The following is a 25,932-nucleotide window of genomic DNA, read 5'->3' on the forward strand; positions in this document are numbered from 1 at the left end:
CCCGGGCTGACGGGGCGTCCGGGGACGCGCCCGCCGGGCCGGGGCCGGCAGTTCGGGGGTCGAGCGGTTCAGCGGTCGGGCGGTTCAGCGGACCTGGGTCACCCGTGGGTGGCGGTGGGCTTCCGCGCCGGGCTCCGGAAGGGATCCGGAAAGGTCCGCCGGGCCCTGCGCCCCGCCGGCTGCGGGCACGGCGGCGGGCGGTGGGAGTACGGGCGCCCCGTCGGCCACGCGGTCCCGCATCAGCCCGGGCAGTACGAGGGCGAACGCCGCCACCGTGTAGACGCCGGTCCAGAACACCCAGCCGCCGGGCGGGGCCCAGTGCGCGGCGTACGGGATCACGGGGCCGCTGATCCCGACGGCGAAGCGCCGCAGGGTCCAGTAGAACGCCGCCGCGTTGCCCAGGGCGAGCAGGGGCAGGGAGTAGCCGATCAGCCTGCGCAGCGGGAAGCCCTTCTCCGGCATCCGGCGCGCCAGGATCAGCACCGCCATCAGCGGCAGGCCGACGGCGAACGGCAGCAGGTAGCGGCCCTGCCAGACCAGGCCGATCTTCGAGGCCTGCGAGGTCTGTCCGACCACCGGCACGATCCAGATGGCGATCAGCATGCCGAGCAGCGCCACCATTTCGCGCTTGCGGCCGTACATCAGTCCCAGCACGGTCACCACGGCGATCACGCCGAGCCAGACGTACCAGGTGACGAGCGGCGCCGGGGTGTCCAGCCAGCCGAAGTAGCCGAGCATCTGCTGGATGTACATCTCGGAGGCGCCGAGGGTGCGGCGGGCCGCTTCCGTCGTGGTGAGGTACTTGGGGATCTTTATGACCGAGTTGTCGGGGTGCGCGGCCGCCCAGGCGAGCGCGCCGACCGTGGCGAGGCCGAGCAGCCCCGTCCAGAGCCACATCGCCTTGCGGCGGAGCACCGAGCGCAGCACGCCGCGCTCGGCCAGCAGCAGGCCGAAGCAGACCGCGCCGGCGAACCAGATCAGTCCGAGCGGCCGGATGTTGATCAGCACCAGGCCGCCGATGCCGACCCGGGCGAGCCTGCGGTTGAGCAGGGTCGGATCGGGCGACATGAGGATCGACAGCAGGCCCGTCCACACCAGGATTCCGGCGGCGATCTCACCGCCGCTGGGGTTGACCATGCCGGCCATGAACAGGGCCATGGGCGTCGCCGCCGTGAAGACGCCGAGCAGGGCCAGCGAGCGTCCGCGGCGCCATTCGGAGGCCGTCACCACGGCGCTGGCCAGCAGCAGCGAGCAGAACAGCGCCGACATCAGGCGCATGAGGTAGAGCCCGTTGGTGCCCTCCACGAGCAGGCTCGGCCAGCCGGTCATCAGGTAGTACGCCGGGTGGTAGCGGCCGGCGGCGGTGGGGACCTCGACGATGGTGTCCGAGGTGCCGATGGCGGGCGCGCAGGAGGCAGGGGTACCCGCGTGCCAGGAGTAGCACTCGTGGTGCTTGGGAAGGTCCGAGTACCACTCGGGGAGCTGCACGCCGGTCTCGGCGAAGTCGCCCTTGATGCCCGCGACGATGTGCGGAACCATCACCTCGGAGCCGTTGATCTGCCCCCGGGCGACGGCCGCCGCCCGGATGAAGTGGGCGTGCTCGTCGGGCGACGCGCCCAACGGCGTCGCGGCCGACCAGCTGGCCGCGATGGTGAAGAAGAGGACGAAGCTGACGGCCCAGAGCCTCTTGGGGGTCCGGGCCGACCAGTCGGCCAGCCGCGTCAATGCGGAGATCATGTCGTCCTCGTGATCATCTGATGTATGTCAGCCAAGTCTGATCGCCGTCCTTGGAGCACTTGTGCTCGGGGGCGAATTGGGGGCACTTTCCGTTCATCTGCCGAACCGTGTGCGACACGTACGGCAGGATCCGGTAGGTCCCGTCCTGGGCCGGCATGTACCGGTCGGCCATCGAGGACGACACCGTTCCGAGCAGGAGCAGCAGGGCGCACAGGGTCCCGATGACGGCCCCCTCCCGGCCCGGCAATCCCCGGCCCCGTACGGCCGTGGCGTCACCATTGTCCAATGTGCGCCGTTCGGCCAGCCGCTGCGACACCAGGTGGGCGACGAGTGCGGCGAGGATCAGCCCGCAGTAGAGCAGCTGGTTGTTGGTGCGTGTGTAGAGCTGGACGGTCTGCGTCTCGTACATGTGCGAGGCGATGTACATGCGCATCAGCCAGGCGGAGACGAACATCGCCGTGATGGTGACCACCATCGGCTTGCGCAGGCCCAGCCATATCGCGACGCCGAGGCATATGAAGGTCACCAGGGCGAACAGGCCGACCCCGCCGAACTCGCCGGGCGGCGGCCAGTCCCCGACCACCTTGCCCGGCATGTCCGTGCGCCACATCAGGTAGTAGGCCGGGTCGGTGAAGGTGTCGAAGCGGAAGTTGAAGTCCTTGGTCTCCTGGCCCTCGGTCAACATGACGACCAGGTACTTCCCCGCCACGGCCATGAAGGCCGCCAGGGTGACGCCGAGGAACGCGGCGCCCTTGGCCCGGCTCGTCTTCCAGGGGAAGTACAGGGCCGCGGCGAAGAAGACGCCGGCCGCGCTCCACAGGAACCAGCCGGAGTAGGTGAGGAAGAGCACACCGATGAGCGCGCCGAACCCGGCGGCCTTGAGCAGCAGCGGCCGCCAGTTCTCGGTGCCGCTGCGGCGCAGCGCCACCACCAGGGCGACCAGGACCGGGATCAGCACCACGAGGACCGTCTGGGCGTACGGCTTGTACGCGTCGATCAGCGCGAAGGCCGGTACGACGCCGAAGGCCAGCGCCCGCAGCGGGCTCAGCAGGAGCCGCCAGGCGAAGTAGACGAACGGCCCGAAGAAGGCGGCCCCGAGGATCTGGAGGTCCTTGAAGGCGTAGGCGGTGTTGCCGCCGTGGAACCAATCCGCGTAGTACCCGAGGGTGTAGAGCGGTGCGGGCGGGTAGACCGGGGAGCCGGAGGGCTGCCCGTTGACGACCGCGTGGGCCCACTCGACGATCCGGCCGCTGTCGCCGTTGAGGCCGAACATCGGCCAGGGCGTGCCGTGGAGCGCGACCACCGCTCCCGCCGCGACGAACCCGCTGGCCAGGCCGGCGAGGGCGGCCGCGGATATCCGGGTGGTCAGGTCGAAGTGGCGGCCACCGCGCAGCCGCATCGCGAGCACGACCGCGGCGATGAAGAGCAGACCGATCAGGGCGAACCGGAACTGGATCGCGGCCAGGCCGCTGACCTGGGCGATGCGGTCCAGCGGATCGAGCTTGAAGCCCACGGCCATCACGGGGAGCACGAGCGCCGCGGCGAAGGCGACGACGGCTTCCACAAGCAACAGGGCGCCCCGGGAGCGGAGGACCCCACGCGCGGGACCCGAAACGGGCCGGGCGCGCGTGGCAGGCCCGCTCGCGGGGTCCGAGCGCACAGGCTCCAACCCCTCGGTACTGACTCTCACGTGAAAGGTGTCCCTACTGCTGGTCGGTGCACAGCCCTGCGGCCGGTCGTCTCTGAGCAAGGCACTGTCGGGCTCGGACCCCGTACGGCCGATGCTCCGGACAAGGACGCGGGCTCTGGGACGTGGGGGACAGCTTTGAATCTTGCCGCTTGTCATCCTATCGGGTGGCGCAGGAGCGCTGCGGAGTCCCGGGAGGTGCCCCAGGCCCCCGCACAGGGTCGGGTACGGCAGGACAGGGCTCCCGAACCCGTACGGAAACAGGGCCCGGAGCGGCCGGAGAAGGGCCCGCCGGGGCCCTGGGCGGGGGCCTGGAGCGCCCGGCCTCCCCGCCCCCGGGGGCCGGGACCACCCCTGCCGCGACGGGGCGTCAGAAGACCCGCCACACCTCTCGAACACCCCACCTGACCTGGGCTTTCTCCTTGATCGCCGATAAAATCGGGGACAGCTGAAAGGGGTTCGAATGGACCGGAACATACGCAGTGTCGACGACGTGCTCGCCCTCTTGGACGGCCTCTTCGCACCGGAGGCCGACCGCTGGACCGACGGCGGCTCCGCCTGGTGGGACGGCTTCTACGCGGACCGCGAGCGGCCGGTGCCCTTCTTCGCGGCGAAGCCCGACGAGAGCCTCGTCTCCTGCCTCGACCGCGGGCTGATCCCGACGGGCGGCCGCGCCCTTGACCTCGGCTGCGGCCCCGGCCGCAACGCCCTGCACCTGGCCGCCCGGGGCTTCGAGGTGGATGCCGTCGACCTCTCCCCGACGGCCCTGGCCTGGGCCGGGGAGCGCGCCCGCGCCGCGGGGGCCCGGGTCCGCTTCCACCAGGGCGACGCCTTCGGCGCGGCCGGCGCCGGGCTCGTGGGTCCGTACGACCTGATCTACGACTCGGGCTGCTTCCACCACCTGCCGCCGCACCGGCGGGTCAGCTACCTGGACCTGCTGGACCGGCTGCTGGCCCCCGGCGGCCGCTTCGCCCTGACCTGCTTCGCCTCGGGCGCCATGGGATCCGAGCTGCCCGACGCGGAGTTCTACGGCCGGGCCCGCCTCGAAGGCGGGCTCGCCTACACGCCCGAGGCGCTGCGCCGGATCTTCGGCGACCTCACCGAGGTGGAGCTGCGCCGGATGAACGACGAGCCCGAGTCCTCCGGCTCCTTCGGCGAGGCCTTCCTCTGGACGGCGCTGTTCCGCCGCCCGGAGTGAGGGCCCGGCCGCCCCGGCCTCACGCGCGGACCGGCTGGACGGCCTCGGGGAGCAGGTGCTTCGTGCCCCACGCCCCGAGGGCCTCCAGGGCCCCGTTCAGTTCGTGGCCGAGCGGGGTCAGCGAGTACTCCACGCGCGGCGGGACCTCCTCGTAGACCTCGCGGTGGACGATGCCGTCCGTCTCCAGTTCGCGCAGCTGCGCCGCCAGCACCTTCTCGGAGACCCCCGGGACCAGGCGGCGCAGTTCGCCGAAGCGGCGCGGGCGCTGCTCCAGCTCCCACAGCACCGACACCTTCCACTTGCCGTCGATCACGGACATCGCCGCGGCGATCCCGCAGTGATCCGCGCCCGGCCGCTGAGTCGACGCCATCGCGCACCCCTCCCCACCTGTTCGCTCACCTCGGGGTAACCACCCACTCCGAAGTGCGTACTTGAGCACCTGACGGCCCTGAACCAGGCTAAACGGCATGACCGACACCAGCACGAAGACCGGCACGAAGACCCCGCTCACCCTCCTCGGACTCGGTGCGATGGGCACCGCCCTCGCCCGCACCTGGCTCGCCGCCGGTCACCCCCTCACCGTCTGGAACCGCACCCCCGGCAAGGCCGGGGCCCTCGCGGCCGAAGGCGCCGTCGTCGCCGCGAGCGCCGCCGAGGCGGTGGCCGCGAACGGCCTCATCGTGACCTGCCTGCTCGACCACGCCAGCGTCGGCTCGGCCCTGGAGGGCCTGGACCTCACCGGCAAGGACCTCGTCGACCTGACCACCGGCACGCCCGTCGACGGCCGCGCCCGCGCCGCGTGGGCCCAGGAGCGCGGGGCCCGGTTCCTCGACGGCGGGATCATGGGCACCCCGTCGATGATCGGCGCCCCCGCGGCCGGCGGGTACGTCTTCTACAGCGGCTCCCCCGCCCTGTTCGAGGAGCACCGCAGCACCCTGGAGGTCCCGGCCGGAGTCCGCTTCGTCGGCTCCGACCCCGGGCACGCGGCCCTGCACGACGTGGCCCTGCTGAGTGCCATGACGGGGCTCTTCGCGGGGATCTCGCACGCCTACGCGCTGATCGAGGGCGAGGACGTCTCCCCGAAGGACCTGGCTCCGCTGCTGACCGAGTGGCTGGGGGCGATGGGGTTCTTCGCGGGCGCCGCCGCCGAGCGGCTGGTCTCGGGGGACTTCACCACGGGGGTCGAGTCGAACCTGGCCATGCAGGTCACGGCGAGCGACACCCTCCTGCGGACCGCCGCGGAGCAGGGGGTCAGCGCCGAGCTGATCAGCCCGTACCTGGATCTGATGCGGGAACGGCTGGAGGCCGACGCGGCGGCCCACGGCCGCGAGGACACGGCCGGGGCGATCACCCTGCTCAGGCGCTGAGCGTCTTGCCCTGAACGGGACCCTGCCCCGGACCCGGAGCCTGACCCGGAGCCTGGCCGTGCGGCCGGCCGTAGGCCTGAGCCTGGTCCTGTCCGTGGCCCTGCGGCTGGGCCTGAGCCCGGTCCTGCGCCCGGCCCTGCTCCTCGGCCCCGTCCTCGGTGTCGTTCTCGCCCACCAGGTCGCGGACCATGAGCGTCGCTCCGGCCACCGCGCCCGGCATCAGGAAGACGGCGACCAGCGGCACCAGGAAGGACACGACGAGCGGCACCCCGAAGCCGAGCGCCAGCATCCGGCGCGCGCGCAGCAGCGCGAGCTGCTCGGTGAGCTGGACCCGGCGGCGCATCAGGGCGACGGAGGTGAGCTCCTGGGCGAGGAAGAAGCCGGAGACGCAGAAGCCGAGGACCGGGACCACGGTCTGTCCGATCACCGGGACGAAGCCGAGCGCGAAGAGCAGGATCCCGAAGAGCAGCACCCGGCCGAGGATCCGCAGGCTGTCCCGGGCGGAGATCCACAGCTCCTGCGCGAGGGTGAGTCCCGACTCCGGCACCGTGCCGCCCTCGGTGCGGTCGACCTGCTCCGAGAGGGACTCGTAGAACGGCTGGCCCACGAGCAGGGTCACGGCGGTGAAGGTGATCACCGCGAGGAAGAGCCCGAGGCAGAAGACCAGGGCGGTCAGGAAGCCGCGGAAGAGCCCGAGCCACGGGGCGGACCAGTCGTCGGCGAAGGGGGTCGCCCAGGCGGTCAGGTCGTCGGCGCCGAAGCCGAGGCCGACGAGGGCGGCGGCGTACAGCACCAGGGAGACCAGTCCGGGCAGCAGGCCGAAGCCGAGCCACCGTCCGTGACCCAGTACCCATCGCTGTCCGGCCAGCAGATAGCCGAATCCCCCCGCAAGATCACGCATGGATCCAGTCTAGGGCTGGCGCACGTACGGGCGGACGGCGGGCATGCCGAAGGCCGCACCCCGGTGCCTGGGTGCGGCCTTCGGCGTACAGCCGGGCGGGTCGGAGATCAGACCGCGAGCTCGACCGTGATGTTGCCGCGGGTCGCCTTGGAGTACGGGCAGACCTGGTGGGCCTTCTCGATGAGGTCCTTGGCGGTGGCGGCGTCCACGTTCGGGATGGAGGCCGAGATCTTGACGATGATGCCGAAGCCGTCGTCGTTCTTGCCGATGCCGACCTCGGCGGTGACCGTGGAGCCGGAGATGTCGGCGTTCTCGTTGCGGGCGACGACGCCGAGCGCACCCTGGAAGCAGGCGCTGTAGCCGGCGGCGAACAGCTGCTCGGGGTTGGTGCCCTCGCCGCTGCCACCGAGCTCCTTCGGCGGGTTCACGACGACGTCGAGGCGACCGTCGTTGGTGGCGACGCGACCGTCACGGCCGTTCTCGGCGGTGGCAACAGCGGTGTACGCGACGTCGGACTGCTGGATGGACATGTAAGGAAATCCTCCTGGTGAATCGCCGGGACTCGCGCCCACGCGTCACGGCGGTGTGCAGTGAGCCTAACCGGTGAAAGAAACGATCATCTTTCCGGTGTTGTCACCGCGCAGCATTCCGAGGAAGGCGTCGGCGGCGTTCTCCACTCCCCGGACGACCGTCTCGTCGGCGACGAGCTGCCCGGAACGCAGCCAGCCGGCCACGTCCTGGACGAACTGCTGCTGAAGTCCCGCGTGGTCTCCGACCAGGATTCCCTGCAGGCGCAGCCGCTTGCCGATGACGAGGGCGAGGTTGCGCGGGCCGGGCACGGGCTCGGTGGCGTTGTACTGGGCGATGGCCCCGCACAGGGTGGCCCGGCCGTGGACGTTCAGGGAGGAGATGGCGGCTTCCAGGTGGTCCCCGCCGACGTTGTCGAAGTAGACGTCGATGCCCTCGGGGGCGGCGTTCTTGAGCTGCTCCGCGACGGGGCCGCTCTTGTAGTTGAAGGCGGCGTCGAAGCCGTACTTCTCCGTGAGGAGCGTCACCTTCTCGTCGGAGCCGGCGGAGCCGATCACCCGGGAGGCGCCCTTGATCTTCGCGAACTGGCCGACGAGGCTGCCGACCGCTCCGGCGGCGCCGGAGACGAAGACGGAGTCGCCCTCCTTGAAGGAGGCGACCTCGAAGAGCCCGGCGTAGGCCGTCAGGCCCGGCATGCCGAGGACGCCGAGGTAGGCGGAGAGGGGGGCGAGCGCGGCGTCCACCTTGGTGGCGTGCTTGGCGTCCAGCTCCGCGTACTCGCGCCAGCCCAGACCGTGCAGCACGTGGTCGCCGACCGCGAAGCGCTCGTCGGCCGAGGCCACGACCTCGCCGACCGCGCCGCCGTCCATGGGCTTGTCCAGCTGGAAGGGCGGGATGTACGACTTCACGTCGTTCATCCGGCCGCGCATGTACGGGTCCACGGACATGTGGAGGTTGCGCACCAGAATCCGGCCGGCTGCGGGCTCGGCGTTCACCGGTACCTCGCGCAGGGCGAAGTCCTCGGCGACGGGCCACCCCTGCGGGCGGCGGACGAGGTGCCACTCACGGCTGACGGCGGGGATCTCGGACATGGCGTCACTCCTGGGGAGGGGAAGAAGTGCAAATGCTTCAGAACGTGAAACAACCATGCGCCTGGATATTTCATGTTGTCAAGTAAATGGGTACGCTGGATCCATGCCCAGCCGTCGCGCAGACCCCCTGACCCTCGAGGTCGTCGAGCTCATCGGCGACGTCGTGACCCGCTACCACCAGGAGTACGAGCACGCCGCCTCCAGCCACCAGCTCACCGGTGCCCAGGCGCGCGTGCTGAACCTGCTCTCGCTGGAGCCGATGCCGATGCGCAAGATCGCGCAGAAGCTGCGGTGCGAGCCGTCGAACATCACCGGCATCGTGGACCGCCTGGAGACCCGGGGGCTGGTCGAGCGCCGCCCCGACCCGGCCGACCGCCGGGTGAAGCTGGCCGCGCCCACCGAGGAGGGCCTGCAGACCGCCGACCGGCTCCGCGAGTCCCTGGACTTCGCCCGGGAGCCCCTGGCCGGGCTCTCCCCGGCCGAGCGCGCGGTCCTGCGGGACCTGCTCAGGCGGATGCTGGGCTGAGCCCCGCGCTCACCAGCACAGCGGGTTCCACCAGTCGTCGCACTCCGGAGTGGGGTCCGGGGACGGGGGCGGCTTCGGATGGGGCTTCGGCTTCCCCTCGGGCTTCTTCGTACCCGAGGGCTTTCCGGGAGTGGCCGCGCCGCTGGACCCCGACGGGCTCGGAGCGGCGGACGTGGGAGCCCGGGAGGCGCTCCGCGACGGCTCGGCCGGCGCGGAGGCGGAGGCGGATCCCGACGACCCGGCGGTGGCGGGTCCGGTACTCCGGCCGGCCCCGCCCGGCTTCGCACTCCCGGCCGTGGCCTTCGCGGAGCCGGTGGCCCGCCCCTTCGCCGTGGCCGTCCCGGTGGGCGCGGCCGGGTCCTGCGTCAGGCCCGGCAGCGGAGCCGGCTCCGCGGGCGCGTCGTCGGTCAGCACCACCGTCGCCGCCCGGTCGGTGCGCTCCCCGTCGGCCGTCAGCCGGGCCAGGCCCAGGGTCGCGACGGCGGCGAACAGCAGCCCGAGGCCCGCGGTGAGCGCGGTCCGGCGGCGTCGGCGGTGCCCGGCGCGGCGGCGGTCGCCCGCGCGTCCGCGGGCCCGGCTCCGGCCCCGGCCGTCTTCGCGGTCCCCGGACAGCACGACGAGGGAGTCGGCGTAGACGTCGGCGAGCACGGCCGGGTCGCTCCCGAAGGCGCCGGCGGAGCCCGGGGCGGGCGGGGCGGGCGGGGTGGGCGCGGCGGATATCAGGCGTTCGGCCGGGGTCCCGCATCCGGCGCACGCCAGCGCGCCGTTGAGGTACCTGCGGCAGGCGATGCAATAGTCCATGGCGCCCCGCAGGCTACGCGCCCGCGCGCAACGGCCGTATACCGGGATCGTGAGGATCCTGTGTGGAAGGGTGGGAACCCATGACGAGGACACCGCGGACGCCGGGGACAGCGCCCCCCGCCCCGGGCCCTTTCGGCCCCAGGGGCTTCCAACTGGTGCTGCTGCGCCGGATGGCGGACTTCCAGCCCGGCCTCGCGGAGGAGGCGCGGCTGCGGCTCGGCGCCTCCCTCGCCGAGCAGCGGGAGGCCAACAAGCGCTGGCAGGCCATGGTCCGTTCACCGCGTTCGCGGGGCGCCCTGGCCCGCTACCGCTCGGTGCTCGGCCCGCCCGAGTCCGCCTCCTCCCGCACGATCGGCGATCTGACGTGCGAGGCCCTGCTGTGGCCGGTGCCGCTGTGGCCCGGACTGCGCTTCGAGGTGCTCGCCGCGCCGGACGGGGCGGTCTGGAACGAGTGGCTGGTCCGGGCCCCGGGTGCGCCCGGGCCCGTGCTGGAGGGGGCGGCGGACCTGCTGCCCTGGTCGGCGACGGTCGACGAGGTGGCGCGTGCCTTCGCCCCCGTGCGCCCCATGGAGGGCACCGCCCCGACGCGGTGGAGGCTGGCGTTCACCGCGTCGGGGCGGGCCTGCGTCGCGGAGTTCACGTACGGCCTGCTCCAGGAGGTCTCGGTGGCGGAGCCGCCCCGGCCGGCCTGAGGGATCAGGAGCGCAGGAAGGCCCGTACGCCCGCCGAGGTGGGGTCGTCCCCGAGCAGGTCGTTGTGCTTGAGGCAGCCGACCGGGGTGTTGGCCGCCCCGGTGAGCGGGACGCTGTCGTCGGGGTTGATGACCTCGTCGCAGTTCGACCAGAAGGTGGCGTACCGCACCGTGCCGGGGGTCTCGTCACCGGAGTTCAGGTTCTTCACCACGTAGGAGCCGGGGGTCATGTCCCGGCAGGCCTGGTCCCACAGGGCGCAGGCCCAGGCGGTGGAGGTGCCGCGGTTGGGGCCGGCGAGGGAGACCCAGCGGTCGACGGAGGAGCCGCCGCCGCCGAACTTCACGTACCAGCGGGTGACCAGCGAGCCGAAGGAGTGCGCGACGAGGTCCACCCGGGCGGCGCCGGTCTGCCGGCGCACCTCGGCCACGTAGGCGGCGAGCCGTCCGGAGAGGACCTCGTTGACCGACTGGTGGGTGTCGTAGCCGAAGGAGAAGAGCTCGGAGTCGGCGTATCCGTCGGCGCGCAGGTCCTCGCGCAGGGAGCCCCAGACGCCGGGGTCGGCGTTGTAGCCGTGCACGAAGACCACCGGATTGCGCGCACCGGCCGATCCGGAGCGCACGGCGGCGGGTGCCGTTCCCCAGATGGCACCGGCGGGCGCCGTTCCCCAGATGGCGCCCGCGGGGGCCGTCCCCCAGATGGCGCCGGAGGGCGAAGCGCCCCGATGCCCGTCGGCGGCCTGGGCCGGGAGCGCGGGCGCCGCGAGCAGCGTCAGGCAGAGCGTCAGCAGCGCGAGCAGTCGCTGGCGGACCGTCAGCATCGAGTCCCCTTTACCTTGTTACGCACGAGTAGCACGATCGGTGCGGGCATGGTCGCGCCTGGCGTCGCAGAATTCCACCCCCGTGCAGCACCCACCGGCACCTCTCGTGACCCTTCCGTATCTCAAGACACCCCCCACCCGGAGCATCAAATCGGGCAATACGGGTAATTCACCCGAGAAGATACGAAGTGTGACCGGCGCCCGCCGGTCTTCTTGCGTCAGTGCTCTCGGGAGGATCTGCCGTGACCGTAAGTCTTGAGCAGTTGCGCCGCTGCCACGTGGCCGTCGACCTCGGAGCGGCCAGGACCCGCGTCTACGTCAAGGGCCTCGGCCTGGTCGTGGACGAGCCGAGCGTCGCCGCCGTGAACACGCGGACCGGCGCACTCATCGCCGTCGGCACCTTCGCCGAGCGGATGACCGGCCGCACGCCCGACTACATCAGGGTCGTCCGCCCCGTCTCCGGCGGCACCGTCGTCGACATCGAGATGGCCCAGCGCATGCTGCGCCACCTCCTCGGCGAGAAGCTGCGGCGCGCCCTGCGCCGCAAGCCCCGGCTGCGGGCCGCCGCCTGCACCCCGCACGACGCCGACCCGCTCGCCCAGCGCGCGGCGGTGGAGACCATGGTCGGGCTCGGCGCCCGGCGCGTCGAACTCGTCGACACCCTGATCGCGGCGGCCGTCGGCTGCGGACTGCCCGTGGAGCAGCCGACCGCGACGATGATCATGGTGTGCGGGGCCGCCGCAACGCAGGTCGCCGTCCTCTCCCTCGGCTCCATCGTCACCGCCGTACGGATCCCCGTCGGCGGCGAGGCCATCGACCACGCCGTCGTGCAGCACCTGCGCCACGCGCACGAGCTGATGCTGCCCAGCCAGGCCGTCCGCCCGCTCCAACTGGCCCTGCACGGCAACGGCATCACCGCCGGCGGACCGACCTCCACCCTCATCCACGGCCGCGACGTGGCCACAGGCCTCGCCCGCTCCGTGCAGGTGGACACCGCGGCCGTCCGGGACGCCATCCACACCCCGCTGACCGCCGTGCTCGACGGCATCGGCAAGGTGCTGCGCGACTGCCCGCCGGACCTGGTGGCCGATCTGACCGACCGAGGGATCATGATGGTGGGTGGCAGCGCCCTGCTGCCGGGCCTCGACCAGATGCTCCGCGATGCCACCGGGATGCCCGTGGTCATCGCGGAACGCCCGGACGTCTGCGCGGTACTGGGCCTCGGCATGATGCTCGAAGGGAAGATCGCCCCGATGGTTCTGAACCCCCTGGCCGAATGACGCGCGCCGAGTCCCCCACTCCGCCCTCGACCCCGTCCTCCGCTCCGCCACCCGAGGACGGGACGGGCATCGCCGCCCGCCAGGCCGCGAGCCTGCCCGTCCTCCTGGAGGCGGTCCTCAGCGTCGGTTCCGAACTCGAACTGCGCAACACCCTCCAGCACATCGTGGACTCGGCGACCGAACTGTGCGCGGCACGCTACGGAGCGCTCGGGGTCGTCGACCCCGAGCGCGCCCGGCTGACCGAGCTGTTCACCTCCGGCATGACCGAGGCCGAGAGGGCTGCGATCCCCCACCTCCCGGACGGCCGTTCCGGCCTGCTCGGCGCCCTGATCACCGATCCGCGCCCGCTCGTGCTGGAGGACCTGGGCCAGGACCCCCGCGCGGCGGGATTCCCGCCGGGGCACCCCCCGATGAAGGGCTTCCTCGGCGTCCCCATCCGGGTCCACACCGAGGTCTTCGGCAACCTCTACCTCACCGACAAGCAGGGCGGCGGCCCGTTCACGGACGAGGACCTCGCGCTCGTGCGCGTCCTGGCCTCGCAGGCGGGGATAGCGATCGGCAACGCCCGGCTGTACGAGACCGCGCGCCGCCGGGAGCGCTGGATCGAGGGCGCCGCCGCCGTGACCACCACCCTGCTGGCGGGCCGGCCGGCCGCGGACGCGCTGATGTGCGTCGCCGAACGGGCCAGGCTGCTGGCCGACGCCGCGGCCGGGGTCGTCCTCCAGCCGACCCCCGAGGGCGGCATGGAGATCGTGGCCGCCTCCACGCAGGGGGACCCCGGAGACCTGGTGGGCACGGCCATCGCCCCGGGCTCGGCGGTCCTCGAACAGCTCCTGGGCGGGGAGCCGGTGTTCATAGAGGACTCGGCGACGGACCCCCGGATGACCACCCACGTACGGGAGCGCTTCGGCCCCAGCATGATGCTGCCCCTGCAGAGCGGCGGCCAGCTCATCGGCACGCTCGCCCTGCCCCGGGTCCGCGGCGGTCCCGCCTACGACGCGGTCGACCGGCTGCTGGCCTCGCAGTTCGCCTCCCAGGCCGCCCTGGCCCTGGTCCTGGCGGACGCGCAGCACGACCGCGAGCAGCTGGCCGTCTACGAGGACCGGGACCGCATCGCCCGCGACCTCCACGACCTGGTGGTCCAGCGGCTGTTCGCGACCGAGATGATGCTGGAGAGCACGCGGCGGCGCTCCGCCAAGTCTCCCGCCGGGGACACGGTCGGCGAGGAGCTGGGCCGCGCGGTGGACGAGCTCGACTCCACCATCCAGGAGGTCCGCACGGCCATCTTCGCCCTCCAGCAGCCGCCGACGGACGCCCCGACCACCTTCCGGGGCCGGGTCCTGCGGGAGACCGGCGGGGCGGCGGTCCTGCTGGGCTTCCAGCCGTCGGTGCACTTCGCGGGCACGGTGGACGCGCTGCTCCCCGACCCCGTCGCGGGCGACCTCCTCGCCGCGCTGCGGGGGGCGCTGGCCGCGGCGCACCGGCGGGCGGAGGTCACCTCCATCGAAGTCGAGGTCGACGCGGTCCCCTCCCGGGTCCGTCTCACCGTCTCCGACGACGGCCGCACGGAATCGGGCACCCGGGGCACCACCCTGACCTGGGAAGCCCCCCTCTGACACTGCGCCGCTCGCGTGCCCTGCGGAGCCGTGCCCCGCGGGGCGAAGTCCCCTACCCGCCCTTCCACCGTTCCCCGGGCTGCGCCCGGACCCCTCCTGGGGCTCCGCCCCAGACCCCGCGCCTCAAACGCCGGCGCGGCTGACATTGCCCTGCGGGCAATCCAGCCGCCTCCGGCACCATCCGGCCCCGCCGGGCGAAATCCAGCCCCTCCGGCGTTTGAGGAGCGGGGGTCCGGGGGCTGGCCCCTGGCGACGGCGCCGCACGTTGCAAGGGTCCGGGCGCAGCCCGGGGAACGGGGGAAGGGCGGGTCGGGGACGGCCCCGCAGGGAGCGGTCGGGCGCCACGCGAGCTTCGCACCAGCCGGCGGCCGTACGCTGGCGGCGTGACGACCCGCCCCTCGGCCCGCGCCGCCATCACCTCCGCCACCGACCCCGGCACCTTCACCGAACTCCCCGCCCCGCCAGGGGACTCCGCCCCCGACGGCCCCCTCGGCTGGGCCGGCTACGACGACTCCCGCGCCCGCGCCACCGCACGCACCGGCGAGGACGAGTCCGTCATCACCGGCACCGCCCGCATCGGCGGCCGCGAAGCCACCGTGATCGCCTTCGAGTTCGGCTTCCTCGGCGGCTCCCTCGGCCACCGCACCGGCGACCGGCTGGAGGCGGCCTACACCCACGCCCGCACCCACCGCCTCCCCCTGGTCTCCCTCATCGCCACCGGCGGCTCCCGCATGCAGGAGGGCATGCTCGCGCTGACCCAACTGCAGCGCGTGGCCCGCCAGTCCGCCCTCACCCGCACCGCCGGCCTCCCGCAGATCGCCGTCCTGCGCGACCCCACGACCGGCGGCGGCTGGGCCACCCTCGGAGCGGGGGCCGACGTGATCCTCGCGCTGCCCGGGGCGCAGGTCGGGTTCGCCGGGTCCCGGGTGCGGCCGCCGGACGCGGATCCGGCCGCCTACACCGCCGAGGGGCAGTACGCCGCCGGGCACGTGGACGCCCTCGTCCCCGCCCTGCACCTCCCCGCGACCCTGGCGGCCTGGCTCCGGGTGCTGGCCGCGCCGCGCTCCGCCGAGCCGGTGGAACCCCCCGCCGCGCTGGCCGACGTAGAGCTGCCGGCCACGGGATGGGACGCCGTCCGGCAGGCCCGGCACCCCGGGCGGCCGCGCGCGGAGCAGTACCTGGACGCCTACTTCGAGCTCCGCCTCCACCTCTCCGGCGACCGGGCGGGCGGCACCGACCCCGGGATGCTGTGCGGGTTCGGGCTCCGGGAGGGCCGGGCCGTGGCCTACGCCGCCCAGTGCGGCACGGCGACCCGCCCGGCCGGGTACCGTACGGCGGCCCGCGTCGTCCGGCTCGCGGACCGGCTCGGGATCCCGGTGCTCACCCTGGTGGACACCCCCGGCGCGGCCAACGACGCCGCCGCCGAGCACGCGGGCGCGGGCGCCGCCATCGCCGACGCCTTCGCGGCGCTCGCCTCGGCCACGGTCCCCGTCACCACCCTGCTCATCGGCGAGGGCGGCTCGGGCGGCGCGCTCGCCCTGGCGGCGCCCGGCAACACCTGGGTCACCCCGGACAGCTACTTCTCGGTGATCGCCCCCGAACTGGCGGCGGCCATCCTCAAGCGCCCCGCGGAGTCGGCCCCGGCGACGGCGGACCAACTGCGCGTCCGCCCCCAGGACCTGGTCGCCCTGGGCGTCGCCCGCGGCATCGTCTCCCCCGCGAAGTCCACCGACGGGACCTAGGCAGTCGCTTTCGGGTCTTGCCGGGCCCAGCTCCGTGCCGGGAGCTTCACGTCCAGCCGGTACAGCCGGGTGATCTGCTGCGGGAGCTCGTTGTCGTCGCTGGTCAGCAGCAGCCGCACACGGCCGGACCGGCCGTGCCCGTCGTGCCCGCCGTCATCCGTGACCACCATGCCCTCGACGTTGTCGACCAGGGGGTGGTTCTGCGGCAGCTTGGACGGCGCGCCCAGCGTCGGGCAGCCGTCGAGGTCGCCGATCGGCGTCTTGCGTGCGGTCCGCAGTCCCGGGCCCTCCTCCAGCGCCGCCACCTTCGAGGTGTCGGTGGCGCCCAGCGGGTCGGCGACGTACAGCCGCACGGTGATCTTGAACTGCTGCGTGAAGCCGCGCTCCAGCACGATCAGCCGGCCGTCGCGCGTCGGCGCGAGCTCCACCAGCCCGTGTCCGGCGTCCACCGGGTACGCGTACTGCCGCCCGAGGACGAACCCGCCGTCCCGGCCGCGGCGTTCCCAGGTCTGGATCCGCTGGAGGGTCCGCCCCTGCGCGTCCTTGCCGTCTCCGGCCAGCACGCCCTCGACGCCGGCGACCAGGGTGTGCCCGCCGGGCAGCAGGGTCAGGGACTCGAAGGTCTGGTTCACGGTGGCCCGGCCCTCGGGCGCGAGCTTGAAGGCGCCCGGGATCGGCAGCGTGCCCAGCACCTCACCGGTGCGGGAGTACCGCCGGATCGCCGGAGCGTTCTCATCCGTCACCAGGTAGGTGCCGTCTCGGTCGACGGCGATCCCCTCGGAGTCGAGGATCCTGCCCGCGCCGTCGGTCAGCGGCAGCCGGGCGGCGGCCGTCGCCGTCGGGGTGTCGCCGCGGCCCACCTTGAGCTTGTACAGGGCCGACTTGTCGGAGATCGCGGCGATCGTGCCGTCCCGGTCCACCGCGAGGCCGGAGAGCCCGCCGACCGGCTTCCCGTCGAGGAGGGCCTTGTCGAGGGAGTCCGAGTAGCCGGCGACCGAGAGGTACGGCGAGCAGGAACGGTCCCCCTTAGGCGCTCCGGGGGCCGTGGGCGCGGCGAGGGCCTGCGGAACGAGAGCTCCGGAGAGTGCGGCGGTGGCCACGGCGGTGGTGACGAGCGTACGAAGGCGCATGAAGGCCTTCCTCCTGGATCGGACGGGGAGTTGCGAGGCGGGTGCGGGGGGGGGCGTTACTTCCTAACTGTCATATGGCGAATCGAAAGAAAACGGAAGACCCGGCAACGCGACGGCAACGAAACCGCCAACTTCCCTTCACCTGCGGCCGGATCGCGCGAACCGTGCCGGGCTGATCCCCACGTGCCGCCCGAAGTGCCGTGTCAGGTGCGCCTGGTCGTAGAAGCCCGCCGCCACGGCGGCCTCGGCCGGCCGCATCCCCGCGAGCAGCAGCCGCCGCGCCTTCGCGACCCGCAGCCCGGTGAGGTAGGCGTGCGGAGGGAGCCCGAACGCCTGCCGGAAGCTGCGGATCAGGTGGGTGGGATGGGTGTGTCCCAGAAGCGCGGAAGCCTCCTCCAGGGTGATCCCGCCGAGGACCCGCGCATCGAGGAGCTCGCGCAGTCGTACGGCCGTATCCGGGCGCGGAGCCCCGTACGGGACCATCGGGCGCCCCTCCAGCCACGTGCGCAGCCGCTCCTGGACGAAGGCGAGCCGCGACTGCGCCTCCAGCCGCTCGACCGCGCCGGCCGGCAGTTCCCGGGCGCCCAGCGCGCGGTGCAGTCCGTGCACGCGGTCCCGCAGGGCGGCGTCGAGCAGCAGCGGTGCGTCGACGGCGGCCCCGGTCAGCGACTCCGGGAGCACGGTCGCGTCGAGGTACAGCACCCGCTTGCGGAAGCCCGTCTCGGTGACGGTCCGCCCGTCGTGCACCACCCCGGGCGGCAGCAGGGCCACCGTGTCCGAGCCGCCCACGCCGTGCCGTTCGCGGTCGAGCCCGAAGTCGACGCGGCCGCCGTCGAGGATCATCAGCGTCCACGTGTCGTGGACGTGTGCGGGGTAGGCGTGGTCGGTGAACCGGGCGTGGAACACCTCGGCGATGCCCGGCACCGGCGGCTGCCAGGCCGAGACCGTGCGGTGCGGCGGACGTATCGCGGCTGACATGTCAGGAACGTACAAGATCTCCCGCCCGCACCCCGGCAGCCTGTCCGCATGACGACATCCGAGAGCACGTACGAGAACGCTCGGCCCACGGCGGCCGTGGTGAACATCGCGGAGAAGCTGGCCGGTTTCACCGAGCAGTGGGCGCCGCACCGGATCGCCCGGGTCAACGACTACGAGGTCAAGATCGCGAAGGTCCAGGGCGAGTTCATCTGGCACACCCACGAGGACACCGACGAGCTCTTCCTCGTCGTCAGCGGCACCCTGACGATCCGGCTGCGCGCCGGGGACGTCGTACTGAACCCCGGGGAGATCTACGTGGTCCCCCGCGGGGTGGAGCACTGCCCGCAGGCCGACGGGGAGACGGCGATCCTGCTGTTCGAGCCCACCGGCACCGCCAACACCGGCGGGGAGCTCAGCGACCGCACGCGCGAGCCGGTGGACGCGTAGGGCGGTCTGCCGTCCCGGGGCGGGCCCCGTGGTGGGCGTCCTCCCGCCGCGGCAGGAGGCACCCGCCCCGGGACCCCTCAGGCCTGAGGTGTCCGTGCGTCGTACCGGGCGAAGCCGCGCCACCGGGCGGCCAGCAGCGCCAGGACGAGGACGCAGGCGAGCCCGCCGCCGGTGATCGCGACGGTCGGGGAGGTGAGCTCGGCGGTGGCGCCGGCGAGGAAGTCCCCGAGCCGGGGCCCGCCGGCGACGACCACGACGAAGACGCCCTGCAGGCGGCCCCGCATCTCGTCCGGGGTCGCGGCCTGGAGCATGGTGGTGCGGAACACCATCGAGATGCTGTCGGCGCATCCGGCCAGGGCCAGGAAGAGCAGCCCGAGCCAGAGGTCCCGGGTCAGCCCGAACACGGCGATGGCCAGGCCCCACGCGGCGACGGAGAGCAGGATCGCCACCCCGTGCCGCTGGATCCGCCCCTGCCAGCCGGAGAGCAGCCCCCCGAGGAACGCCCCGACGGCCGGGGCGGCCACGAGCAGCCCGACCGTCTTGGCGTCGCCGCCGTACCAGAGCACGGCGACGGCCGGGAACAGCGCCTTCGGCTGGGCCAGCACCATGGCGGCCAGGTCGGAGAAGAAGGTCATCCGGATGTTCGGCCGCGTCCCCAGGAAGCGCAGGCCGTCGAGGACGGAAGCCCGCCCCCTGCGTTCACCGGACCCCTCGGGCTTCATCGGCGGCAGCCGCCACATCGCGTAGAGGGCGGCGCCGAAGGTGAGGGCGTCGACCAGGTAGGCGGCCTGGTAGCCCCACCAGCCGACGATGACCCCGCCCAGTGCCGGGCCGGCCGTCATCCCGAAGGTCCAGGTCATGGAGTTCAGCGCGTTGGCGGCGGGCAGCTGCTCCACGGGCAGGAGCCGCGGGATCATCGCGGACCGGGCGGGCGCGTTGAGGGCTCCGCAGAGGGACTGGAGCGCGACCACGGAGTACAGCAGCCAGACCCGGTGGTAGTCCAGGAGCGCGGCGCCGGCCAGGGCGAAGGAGAGGACGGCCAGGCCGAGCGCACTGACGAGGCCGAGCTTGCGCCGGTCGACGGTGTCGGCGATGGCCCCGCCGTAGAGCCCGAAGGTGACCAGCGGGACGAGCGAGCAGAGCCCGACGAGTCCGACGGAGAGGCTGGAGCCGGTGATCTCGTAGACCTGGAGGGAGATGGCCAGGGCGGTCATCGCCTGGCCCAGCGAGGAGACGGTTCCGCCGAACCACAGCCTGCGGAAGTCCGGCGAGGTCTTCAGCGGCGTGGGATCGGCCCATATGCGGCGTCGGGGGCGGGTGGATGTGGGCGGAACAGTCGTACGAGTCACATCGGATGATAAGCCCGCCCCCGTTCGGGACCCGGCGCTCCCCGGCCGGAGCCCGCTCGAAGCGCGGCGGGAGGCCGCTCAGGGCCCGCCCGAAGGCCGCTCGGGCGGACTCCGCATTTCCCGCACGGACACCATTCACCCCACCCGGAACCCGCGCCCCGCCGCGGCGCATTCCTTGCCGCTAACTCGCCACTATCACCGGACATTTGACCGAATAGACGTGCGCTCCTCGCCGGAAGTTCAGCTCATGATGAAAAGACTCGTATGTCCAGGGAGGCGCAGTGATCGAACCTGGCACCAGCACCACGAGCACCGGCACCACGACATCGGGCACCGCGGCATCGGGAACCACGCCCTCAGGCACGACGCCATCGGGCACCACGCCATCGGGCCGCACGGCAAAAGGCGCAACGGGACCGAAGGCGCAGGGACCGCGCGCGACCGGTCCGGTCTTCCCCCTCACCCTGGGGGTCGAGGAGGAGTTCCTCCTCGTCGACGCCCGCACCCTGCGGGTGGTCCCGGCCGCCCCGCTCGTCCTGTCCACCGCCGCGGGACTCCCCCACGAACTGCACCCCGAGGGCACCCGCTACCAGGTGGAGATCTCCACCCCCGTCGCCGACTCGGCCGCGATCCTGCGCGGCGAGCTCGCCGGCCTGCGGCGCACCCTCGCGCGGGCCGCCCGCGCCCACGGCTGCCGGCTGCTGGCCGCGCCCTCGCCGGTGGTCGCCCTGGATGGCCCCCTCCACCTGACCGACGACGAGCCGCGCCAGCGCGAGCAGGCCCGGCGCTTCGGCGCGCTCACCGACACCCTCGTCAGCTGCGGCCGGCACGTCCACATCGGCACCCTCGACGTGGACACGGCGGTGGCCGTCTCCAACCGGATCCGGCCCTGGCTGCCCACGCTGATCGCGCTGGCGGCCAATTCCCCCTTCTGGGGCGGCCGCGACACCGGCCACGCCAGCTGGCGGGCGATGGCCTGGGCGGGCTGGCCCTCGGCGGGCCTGCCCCCGCACCACACCTCGACGGCCCACTTCCGGCGCTCCGTGCAGACCCTGCTCGGCTCCGGGGCGGCCCTCGACACCAAGATGGTCTACTGGGACCTCCGGCCCTCGGGGAACTGGCCGACGCTCGAACTCCGGGCACCCGACATGTCCCCGGACATCGACTCGGCCATCCTCCAGGCCGAACTGGCCCGCGCCCTCGTCGCGACGGCCCTGCGCGAGATCGCCGAGCAGCGGCCGGATCCGCCCGTACGGGACGACGTACTGCGCCTCGCGCGCTGGCGGGCGGCCCACGACGGCCTGGAGGGCTTCGGGCTGGACCCCTACACGGGCGTGGAACTCCCGGCGGCGGACCTGGCGGAGGCCCTGCTCGACCTGGTGGCCCCCGAACTGTCCGCGTCCGGCGACCTCGACCACGCGTCGAGAACCATGGCCGGCCTCCTGCGCGACGGCTCGGGCGCCCACCGCCAGCGCACCGCCTTCGCCCGCCGCGGCGACCTGAAGGACGTCCTGCACCACCTGGTGGACGAGACGGAGGCCGCCTGACCCGATGAGGGCCCCATCGGGGTGCCCGCCCGGCGCGGTCCGGCTCAGTCCTGGCGTCGGGTGTCCAGGCGGAAGGTGCTCAGGACGGCCTTGTGGTCGGTGGGCCAGGTCCAGGTCGGCTCCACGAAGGTGTCCCGGCCGTTCTCCCGTACCCGCTCGTTGCGCACGATCGAGGTGGCGGGGCCGACGATCACGCTGTCCTGCAGGCGGATGCGGCGGTCCGGGTGGTAGAAGACGAAGTCGATGCGGTCGCGTTCGTCGGCCTTCGGCGCCCAGGTCAGCTCGGAGACGTCCGCGCCCGGGTTGTCGCTGGGCCAGGTGAAACCGGGGCTGGTGACCGGGTCGGGGTGGACCTCGCGGTAGCTGTCGCGGAAGCCGGCCTTCTCGAAGGCCTTGGTGGTCGACCACTCGATCACCGTGCCGTTGTGGTCGTAGAGGTGGCGGGTGCGGCGGGTCCAGTCGAGGTGGGAGGGCTCGTTGAAGTCGCCGGCCAGCAGGGTCAGCCGGCCCCGCTTGCGCTCCCGTTCGGCGTCGGCCAGGACCGTCCTGGTGACCTGGGTGCGCCCCGAGGCCGCGTTCAGGCGGTTGATGAGCGCGGTGTCGGTGATGGGGCCGGCGGGGATCTCGTCCCATCCGTACTCGGAGGTCTCCAGCGGCGCGGGCGTGCCGCCGCCGTACCCGCGGGGCAGGTAGTTGACGTAGTAGCGGTACTCCAGGTGCCCGGAGTACGCGGCTATTTCCGTCCCGTCCACGGAGACGACCGCCTTGGACCAGTACGGGTACGACTCGTGCGCCACGACCGGGTGGAGGGAGATCACCGCGGCGTCGCCGGGGGCGGAGTTCCCGTAGTAGACCAGCCCGCGCTCCGCGAGGTCGGCGAGCAGGTTCGCGACCCGGTCCGGGCTGGACTCGCTGAGCATCACGACGTCCGGGCGGACCGCGGCGACGGTGTCCGCGATCCCGGCGCGGCCGCCGGCCACCCGGGCGCCGCCGAGCCAGATGTTGAACTGCATGACCTTCAGCGTCCGGGTTCGGCGAGGGCCGCCTCGCTCCGCCTCGACCTCGGCCGCCGAGGCCGTACCCGCCCCCAACGCCACGATTCCCGCCCCGACACCCGCGCCCAGCATTCCCAGGACCTTACGACGCCCAACCACTGCAACCTCCACGACGTGCCATGTACGGAACACCGGAGTGCGGTCCGGCGCCCACCGGGAGTCTTGGGTCCGTTGGCAGACGCTCCGTTAACCGGACGCCAACTCACGGAATGCGGAACAGGTCGTGCCGGTGCCGGGACGAAGGAGAGGGGCGTCTCGCTCGTTCCGCCGGCCCCGTTCCAGGGGGCCGTAGCGGTGGGTCGCCGGCCGCCAACGGCAGGAGATGGTTCGGCTACGGGCCCGCCAGCTGCGTGACGTCCACGGCCGGGCCCGGGGCGGCCGGGGCGGCCAGGGGGAGGGCCAGCCACAGGGCGGCGAGCGCCGCCAGGGTGGCCGCGGCGGCGGCGATGCCGCGGCGGCCGTGGGCCCAGCGGGCGCGGTGGCGGACGGGGTCCTCCACGAGGACCTTGGAGGCCACAGCGAGGGCCAGAGCCGTACCGCCGAGGACCAGCGGCCGGGCCCAGCCGGGCAGTTGGGGTCCGGCGTGGTCGAGCAGCAGGATCAACGGCCAGTGGCACAGGTAGAGGCTGTACGAGAGGCCGCCCAGCACGGTCAGCGGGCGGCAGCCCAGGACCCGCCCCAGGGGGCTCGCGGGGGCGTGCGCGAGCAGGGCCATGAGCCAGGCCGCCGCCGCCGAGTGCAGGAACAGCCCGCCCTGGAAGAGGAAGGTCTGCCCGGTGCCGGAGGACACCGCCCATGCGGTGGCCAGCAGTCCCGCCGGGACCAGCGCCAGGCGGCCCGCCGCCGGTCCGGACAGCCGTGCCACGCGGGTCCGTACGGCCGGGGTGGCCGCGAGGGCGCCGAGCAGCAGGGCGAAGGCGCGGGTGTCGGTGCCCTCGTAGACCCGGGTGGTGTCGGCCGGGTTGAGGAGGAGGGCCATCAGCGCGGCGGAGGCCAGGGCGCCGAGGAGGGCGAGGGCGGCCAGGGCGCGGGGGCCGGGGGCGCCCCGGCGCGCTCGCATCAGGAGCAGGACCACCGGCGGCCACAGGACGTAGAACTGTTCCTCCACGGCGATGCTCCACATGTGGGTGAGCACGCGGGTGGGGGTGGCCTGGAAGTAGCCGACCTGTTCGGAGACGAAGTGCCAGTTGGCGAGGTTGGCCACCACCCAGGGGGCGTCCTGGTGGGCGAAGAGGACCATGGCCGGGCTGCCCAGCAGCGTGGTCACGATCATCGTCGCGGCCAGGATCGCCGCCAGTGCGGGCATCAGCCGGCGGGCCCGGCGGCCCCAGAAGGCCGCCAGGTCGATCCGGCCGTCGTTCTCCGCGGCCTCGCGCAGCAGGAGGCCGGTGATGAGGAAGCCGGAGAGGACGAAGAACAGGTCGACGCCGAGGAAGCCGCCGGGGAAGCAGCCGAGGTGGAAGAGGACGACCCCGAGGACGGCCAGGCCGCGCAGGCCGTCCAGGGGTGGGATGTGGGACCGGCGGCGGGGCGCCGTGCGGCGGTGTGAGGGCGGGGCGGTACGCCCGGCGGGGGACGGCGGCGGGGGCGCGGGCGCGGTCTGCGCCGACGGTGTGGCGGGCACGTCAGGAGCAGTTCAGTTCGGCGAACACCTTGGACTTGGTCCAGTCGCCGTTGGCCCAGTCCTTGGCGTCGCCGGGGGTGAAACCTGCCAGCTTGCCGAGCTCGGTGGTGAACCACTGGGCGAACTTCGCGCTCCCCTGCTGGCAGGAGTGGGTCTTGTCGGCGGAGCGCATCGCCTTCGGATCCTTGTAGTCGGTGCCCCAGAGCGCGGAGGCGTCGAGGAAGGAGGCGTCGGAGGAGTGCGCCGCCACCGCGGCCTTGGCGGCCTGCGGGGCCGAGGCGATGTCGGCCTTCTTCTTCGCGTAGAACTCGTCGTCGGTGTCGAAGGGCGGCGCGGTGACCAGCACCAGGTGCGCGCCCGCCGCCTTGACGGTGCCGATGAGCTTCTCGTAGGCCTGCTGCTGCTCCTGCGCGCTGCCCCAGTCGTAGGTGGTGATCTGGTAGGCGACCGTGTCGGGGCGGACCTCCTTGAGCTGCTTGTCGAGTTCCGCCCAGGTGGAGTCGGTGATCGGCTTCGGCCCGAGGATGCCGCCTCCGCCGTCCGCGGCCATGGAGGTGACCGTGATGCCGGAGGCCTTCAGGGCGGCGGTCACGGGGAGGGCCTCGCCGACGGCGATGGAGTCGCCCATCCACAGCATCTTCGCGGGCTTCTTCAGGCCGCCCTCGCCGGTGGAGGTGGACGCGTCGGTGGCGGACCCCGACTGCTGCTGCTCGGTTCCTCCGGCGTCGTCCGAGGCTCCGGACTTCGGCTGCGATCCGCACGCGGTGAGGGAAAGGGTCGCGGCCAGCGCTGCGGCCGAAAGGACGACCGCACGCCGCAGCGGGTTCGCGGAGCGAGTGGGCCGGATGCGGTGGGCGTGTTCGGTGGTGTTCATGCCGATCACGAAAACAGGTGGTTCGGGCGGATCCGGCGTTCGTCATCCTCCCGTCATGGATCACGGGTGGATTCATCATGGGGAGGGGGTGGAGCCGTCGGGTGCGCCCGGTCGAGGCCGCCGACGAGGCGCCTCGTGCGTGACGCGTGGGAACCGTCATCGTCCCGTCACATCCTTTCCGCGAGAGATCGGACAGACTGCCTTGTCTGTCCGAAATGCCGGGAAGGTTTCATGGCTCGCGTTCTGCTCATCGAAGACGACCCCGCGGTCCGCAGGGGCGTCATGCTCGCGCTGCACCGGCTGGGGCACGAGGCCGAGGCCGCACCCACGGGCGAGGACGGCCTGCTCGCACTGGACGACTTCGCGCCGGACCTCGTGCTCCTGGACCTGATGCTGCCCGGGATCAGCGGCCTGGAGGTGTGCCAGCGGATCCGCGCCGTCTCCCGCGTCCCGATCATCATCCTCTCCGCCCGCGGCGAGGAGCTCGACATGATCGTGGGCCTGGAGGCCGGGGCCGACGACTACCTCGTCAAGCCGGCCAGCGGGGCGCTCCTGGAGGCCCGCATGCGTGCGGTGCTGCGCCGGGTCGCCCCGGCCGGTCCGGAGGAGGAGCCCGCCGCGCCCCGGCCGCCCGGTCCGGAGGTGCACGGGCCCCTGACCATCGACCGCCCGGCCCTGATGGTGTTCAAGAACGGCGCCGAGCTCCCCCTCGCACCCGCCGAGCTGAAGCTCCTGCTCTTCCTCACCAACAGCCCCGGCCAGGTCTACTCCCGCCAGCAACTCCTCGAACTCGTCTGGGAGTACACCTTCCACGGCGACGTCCGCCTCGTCGACGCCTGCGTCCTGCGGCTCCGCAGCCGCATCGAGGACGACCCCCGCCGGCCCGTCATGATCCAGACCGTGCGGGGCTTCGGCTACCGCTTCGGGCCGCTGTGAGCCGCTTCG

Annotated in this window: 24 protein-coding genes; 10 read left to right on the forward strand and 14 right to left on the reverse strand. The window is 73.1% G+C overall.

Features of this window, described 5'->3' with window-relative positions:
* Window positions 1-84 precede the first annotated feature (84 nt).
* Window positions 85-1,737, reverse strand: a complete 1,653-nt coding sequence (locus ACZ60J_RS15935) for a DUF2142 domain-containing protein (protein ID WP_469682295.1) — start codon at window positions 1,735-1,737, stop codon at window positions 85-87.
* Window positions 1,738-1,750: 13 nt separating this feature from the next.
* Complete coding sequence (locus ACZ60J_RS15940; protein WP_469682297.1) at window positions 1,751-3,307, reverse strand: hypothetical protein; 1,557 nt, start codon at window positions 3,305-3,307, stop codon at window positions 1,751-1,753.
* A 580-nt stretch (window positions 3,308-3,887) separates the two neighbouring features.
* Here ACZ60J_RS15940 and ACZ60J_RS15945 point away from each other — a divergent pair.
* Window positions 3,888-4,622: a class I SAM-dependent methyltransferase gene (locus tag ACZ60J_RS15945; protein WP_469682298.1), complete on the forward strand. Its 735-nt coding sequence runs from the start codon at window positions 3,888-3,890 to the stop codon at window positions 4,620-4,622.
* A 19-nt stretch (window positions 4,623-4,641) separates the two neighbouring features.
* Here ACZ60J_RS15945 and ACZ60J_RS15950 read toward each other — a convergent pair whose 3' ends face one another.
* Window positions 4,642-4,992 carry a winged helix-turn-helix transcriptional regulator gene (locus tag ACZ60J_RS15950; RefSeq protein WP_469682300.1) on the reverse strand — a complete coding sequence of 117 codons (351 nt, stop codon included), beginning with the start codon at window positions 4,990-4,992 and terminating at the stop codon, window positions 4,642-4,644.
* Between the two features lie 97 nt (window positions 4,993-5,089).
* Between ACZ60J_RS15950 and ACZ60J_RS15955 the strand changes: the two genes are divergently transcribed.
* Window positions 5,090-5,989 carry an NAD(P)-dependent oxidoreductase gene (locus tag ACZ60J_RS15955; RefSeq protein WP_469682302.1) on the forward strand — a complete coding sequence of 300 codons (900 nt, stop codon included), beginning with the start codon at window positions 5,090-5,092 and terminating at the stop codon, window positions 5,987-5,989.
* On the opposite strand, the gene ACZ60J_RS15960 is transcribed toward ACZ60J_RS15955, so the two are convergent.
* The 3 genes from ACZ60J_RS15960 to ACZ60J_RS15970 all read right to left on the reverse strand — a co-directional run bounded on the left by ACZ60J_RS15960 (window position 5,979) and on the right by ACZ60J_RS15970 (window position 8,509).
* Window positions 5,979-6,890 carry an EI24 domain-containing protein gene (locus tag ACZ60J_RS15960; RefSeq protein WP_469682303.1) on the reverse strand — a complete coding sequence of 304 codons (912 nt, stop codon included), beginning with the start codon at window positions 6,888-6,890 and terminating at the stop codon, window positions 5,979-5,981. The genes ACZ60J_RS15955 and ACZ60J_RS15960 overlap by 11 nt on opposite strands.
* Window positions 6,891-6,997: 107 nt before the next feature.
* Window positions 6,998-7,420: an organic hydroperoxide resistance protein gene (locus tag ACZ60J_RS15965; protein WP_266877487.1), complete on the reverse strand. Its 423-nt coding sequence runs from the start codon at window positions 7,418-7,420 to the stop codon at window positions 6,998-7,000.
* A gap of 66 nt (window positions 7,421-7,486) precedes the next feature.
* Window positions 7,487-8,509, reverse strand: coding sequence for an NADP-dependent oxidoreductase (locus ACZ60J_RS15970; protein WP_469682305.1), 1,023 nt, complete (start codon window positions 8,507-8,509; stop codon window positions 7,487-7,489).
* Between the two features lie 103 nt (window positions 8,510-8,612).
* On the opposite strand from ACZ60J_RS15970, the gene ACZ60J_RS15975 reads away from it, so the two are divergent.
* Window positions 8,613-9,035: a MarR family winged helix-turn-helix transcriptional regulator gene (locus tag ACZ60J_RS15975; protein WP_250745587.1), complete on the forward strand. Its 423-nt coding sequence runs from the start codon at window positions 8,613-8,615 to the stop codon at window positions 9,033-9,035.
* 9 nt (window positions 9,036-9,044) lie between these two features.
* On the opposite strand, the gene ACZ60J_RS15980 is transcribed toward ACZ60J_RS15975, so the two are convergent.
* Window positions 9,045-9,836, reverse strand: a complete 792-nt coding sequence (locus ACZ60J_RS15980) for an SCO2400 family protein (protein WP_469682306.1) — start codon at window positions 9,834-9,836, stop codon at window positions 9,045-9,047.
* Window positions 9,837-9,916: 80 nt separating this feature from the next.
* Here ACZ60J_RS15980 and ACZ60J_RS15985 point away from each other — a divergent pair, with 80 nt between their 5' ends.
* Entirely contained in the window at window positions 9,917-10,528 is a 612-nt protein-coding gene (locus ACZ60J_RS15985) for an RNA-binding protein (protein ID WP_469682308.1), read from the forward strand.
* Window positions 10,529-10,532: 4 nt separating this feature from the next.
* Here the strand turns inward: ACZ60J_RS15985 and ACZ60J_RS15990 are convergent, their stop codons facing one another.
* Window positions 10,533-11,345 (reverse strand): esterase/lipase family protein, encoded by an 813-nt coding sequence (locus tag ACZ60J_RS15990; RefSeq protein WP_469682310.1) that lies wholly within the window; start codon window positions 11,343-11,345, stop codon window positions 10,533-10,535.
* A 242-nt stretch (window positions 11,346-11,587) separates the two neighbouring features.
* On the opposite strand from ACZ60J_RS15990, the gene ACZ60J_RS15995 reads away from it, so the two are divergent.
* The 3 genes from ACZ60J_RS15995 (at window position 11,588) to ACZ60J_RS16005 (ending at window position 15,983) form a co-directional block, all read left to right on the forward strand.
* Window positions 11,588-12,625: a rod shape-determining protein gene (locus ACZ60J_RS15995; protein WP_469682312.1), complete on the forward strand. Its 1,038-nt coding sequence runs from the start codon at window positions 11,588-11,590 to the stop codon at window positions 12,623-12,625.
* The gene (locus ACZ60J_RS16000) at window positions 12,622-14,241 is read left to right on the forward strand and encodes a sensor histidine kinase (RefSeq protein WP_469682314.1); all 1,620 of its coding nucleotides are present in this window, start codon (window positions 12,622-12,624) and stop codon (window positions 14,239-14,241) included. The genes ACZ60J_RS15995 and ACZ60J_RS16000 overlap by 4 nt, the downstream gene beginning before the upstream one ends.
* A 383-nt stretch (window positions 14,242-14,624) precedes the next feature.
* Entirely contained in the window at window positions 14,625-15,983 is a 1,359-nt protein-coding gene (locus ACZ60J_RS16005) for a carboxyl transferase domain-containing protein (protein WP_469682316.1), read from the forward strand.
* On the opposite strand, the gene ACZ60J_RS16010 is transcribed toward ACZ60J_RS16005, so the two are convergent.
* Window positions 15,980-17,113 carry an esterase-like activity of phytase family protein gene (locus ACZ60J_RS16010; RefSeq protein WP_469682318.1) on the reverse strand — a complete coding sequence of 378 codons (1,134 nt, stop codon included), beginning with the start codon at window positions 17,111-17,113 and terminating at the stop codon, window positions 15,980-15,982. The genes ACZ60J_RS16005 and ACZ60J_RS16010 overlap by 4 nt on opposite strands.
* A 138-nt stretch (window positions 17,114-17,251) precedes the next feature.
* The gene (locus tag ACZ60J_RS16015; RefSeq protein ID WP_469682319.1) at window positions 17,252-18,091 is read right to left on the reverse strand and encodes a helix-turn-helix domain-containing protein; all 840 of its coding nucleotides are present in this window, start codon (window positions 18,089-18,091) and stop codon (window positions 17,252-17,254) included.
* 48 nt (window positions 18,092-18,139) lie between these two features.
* On the opposite strand from ACZ60J_RS16015, the gene ACZ60J_RS16020 reads away from it, so the two are divergent.
* On the forward strand, window positions 18,140-18,538 hold the full coding sequence (locus tag ACZ60J_RS16020) for a cupin domain-containing protein (protein WP_469682321.1): 399 nt from the start codon (window positions 18,140-18,142) through the stop codon (window positions 18,536-18,538).
* Between the two features lie 77 nt (window positions 18,539-18,615).
* Here ACZ60J_RS16020 and ACZ60J_RS16025 read toward each other — a convergent pair whose 3' ends face one another.
* Window positions 18,616-19,887, reverse strand: a complete 1,272-nt coding sequence (locus ACZ60J_RS16025) for an MFS transporter (RefSeq protein ID WP_469682323.1) — start codon at window positions 19,885-19,887, stop codon at window positions 18,616-18,618.
* A 281-nt stretch (window positions 19,888-20,168) separates the two neighbouring features.
* Between ACZ60J_RS16025 and ACZ60J_RS16030 the strand changes: the two genes are divergently transcribed.
* Complete coding sequence (locus ACZ60J_RS16030) at window positions 20,169-21,434, forward strand: carboxylate-amine ligase (RefSeq protein WP_469682324.1); 1,266 nt, start codon at window positions 20,169-20,171, stop codon at window positions 21,432-21,434.
* A gap of 44 nt (window positions 21,435-21,478) precedes the next feature.
* Here ACZ60J_RS16030 and ACZ60J_RS16035 read toward each other — a convergent pair whose 3' ends face one another.
* From ACZ60J_RS16035 to ACZ60J_RS16045, 3 genes are all read right to left on the reverse strand, one after another.
* Window positions 21,479-22,447, reverse strand: a complete 969-nt coding sequence (locus ACZ60J_RS16035; protein ID WP_469682326.1) for an endonuclease/exonuclease/phosphatase family protein — start codon at window positions 22,445-22,447, stop codon at window positions 21,479-21,481.
* 373 nt (window positions 22,448-22,820) lie between these two features.
* A complete protein-coding gene (locus ACZ60J_RS16040; protein WP_469682328.1) occupies window positions 22,821-24,113 on the reverse strand; it encodes an acyltransferase family protein in 1,293 nt (430 codons plus the stop codon).
* A gap of 1 nt (window position 24,114) precedes the next feature.
* Window positions 24,115-24,987, reverse strand: coding sequence for an SGNH/GDSL hydrolase family protein (locus ACZ60J_RS16045; protein WP_469682329.1), 873 nt, complete (start codon window positions 24,985-24,987; stop codon window positions 24,115-24,117).
* A gap of 231 nt (window positions 24,988-25,218) precedes the next feature.
* On the opposite strand from ACZ60J_RS16045, the gene ACZ60J_RS16050 reads away from it, so the two are divergent.
* Window positions 25,219-25,923, forward strand: coding sequence for a response regulator transcription factor (locus ACZ60J_RS16050; protein ID WP_469682331.1), 705 nt, complete (start codon window positions 25,219-25,221; stop codon window positions 25,921-25,923).
* Window positions 25,924-25,932: the final 9 nt, after the last annotated feature.

The sequence above is a fragment of the Streptomyces sp. NPDC104226 genome, from assembly GCF_055584085.1.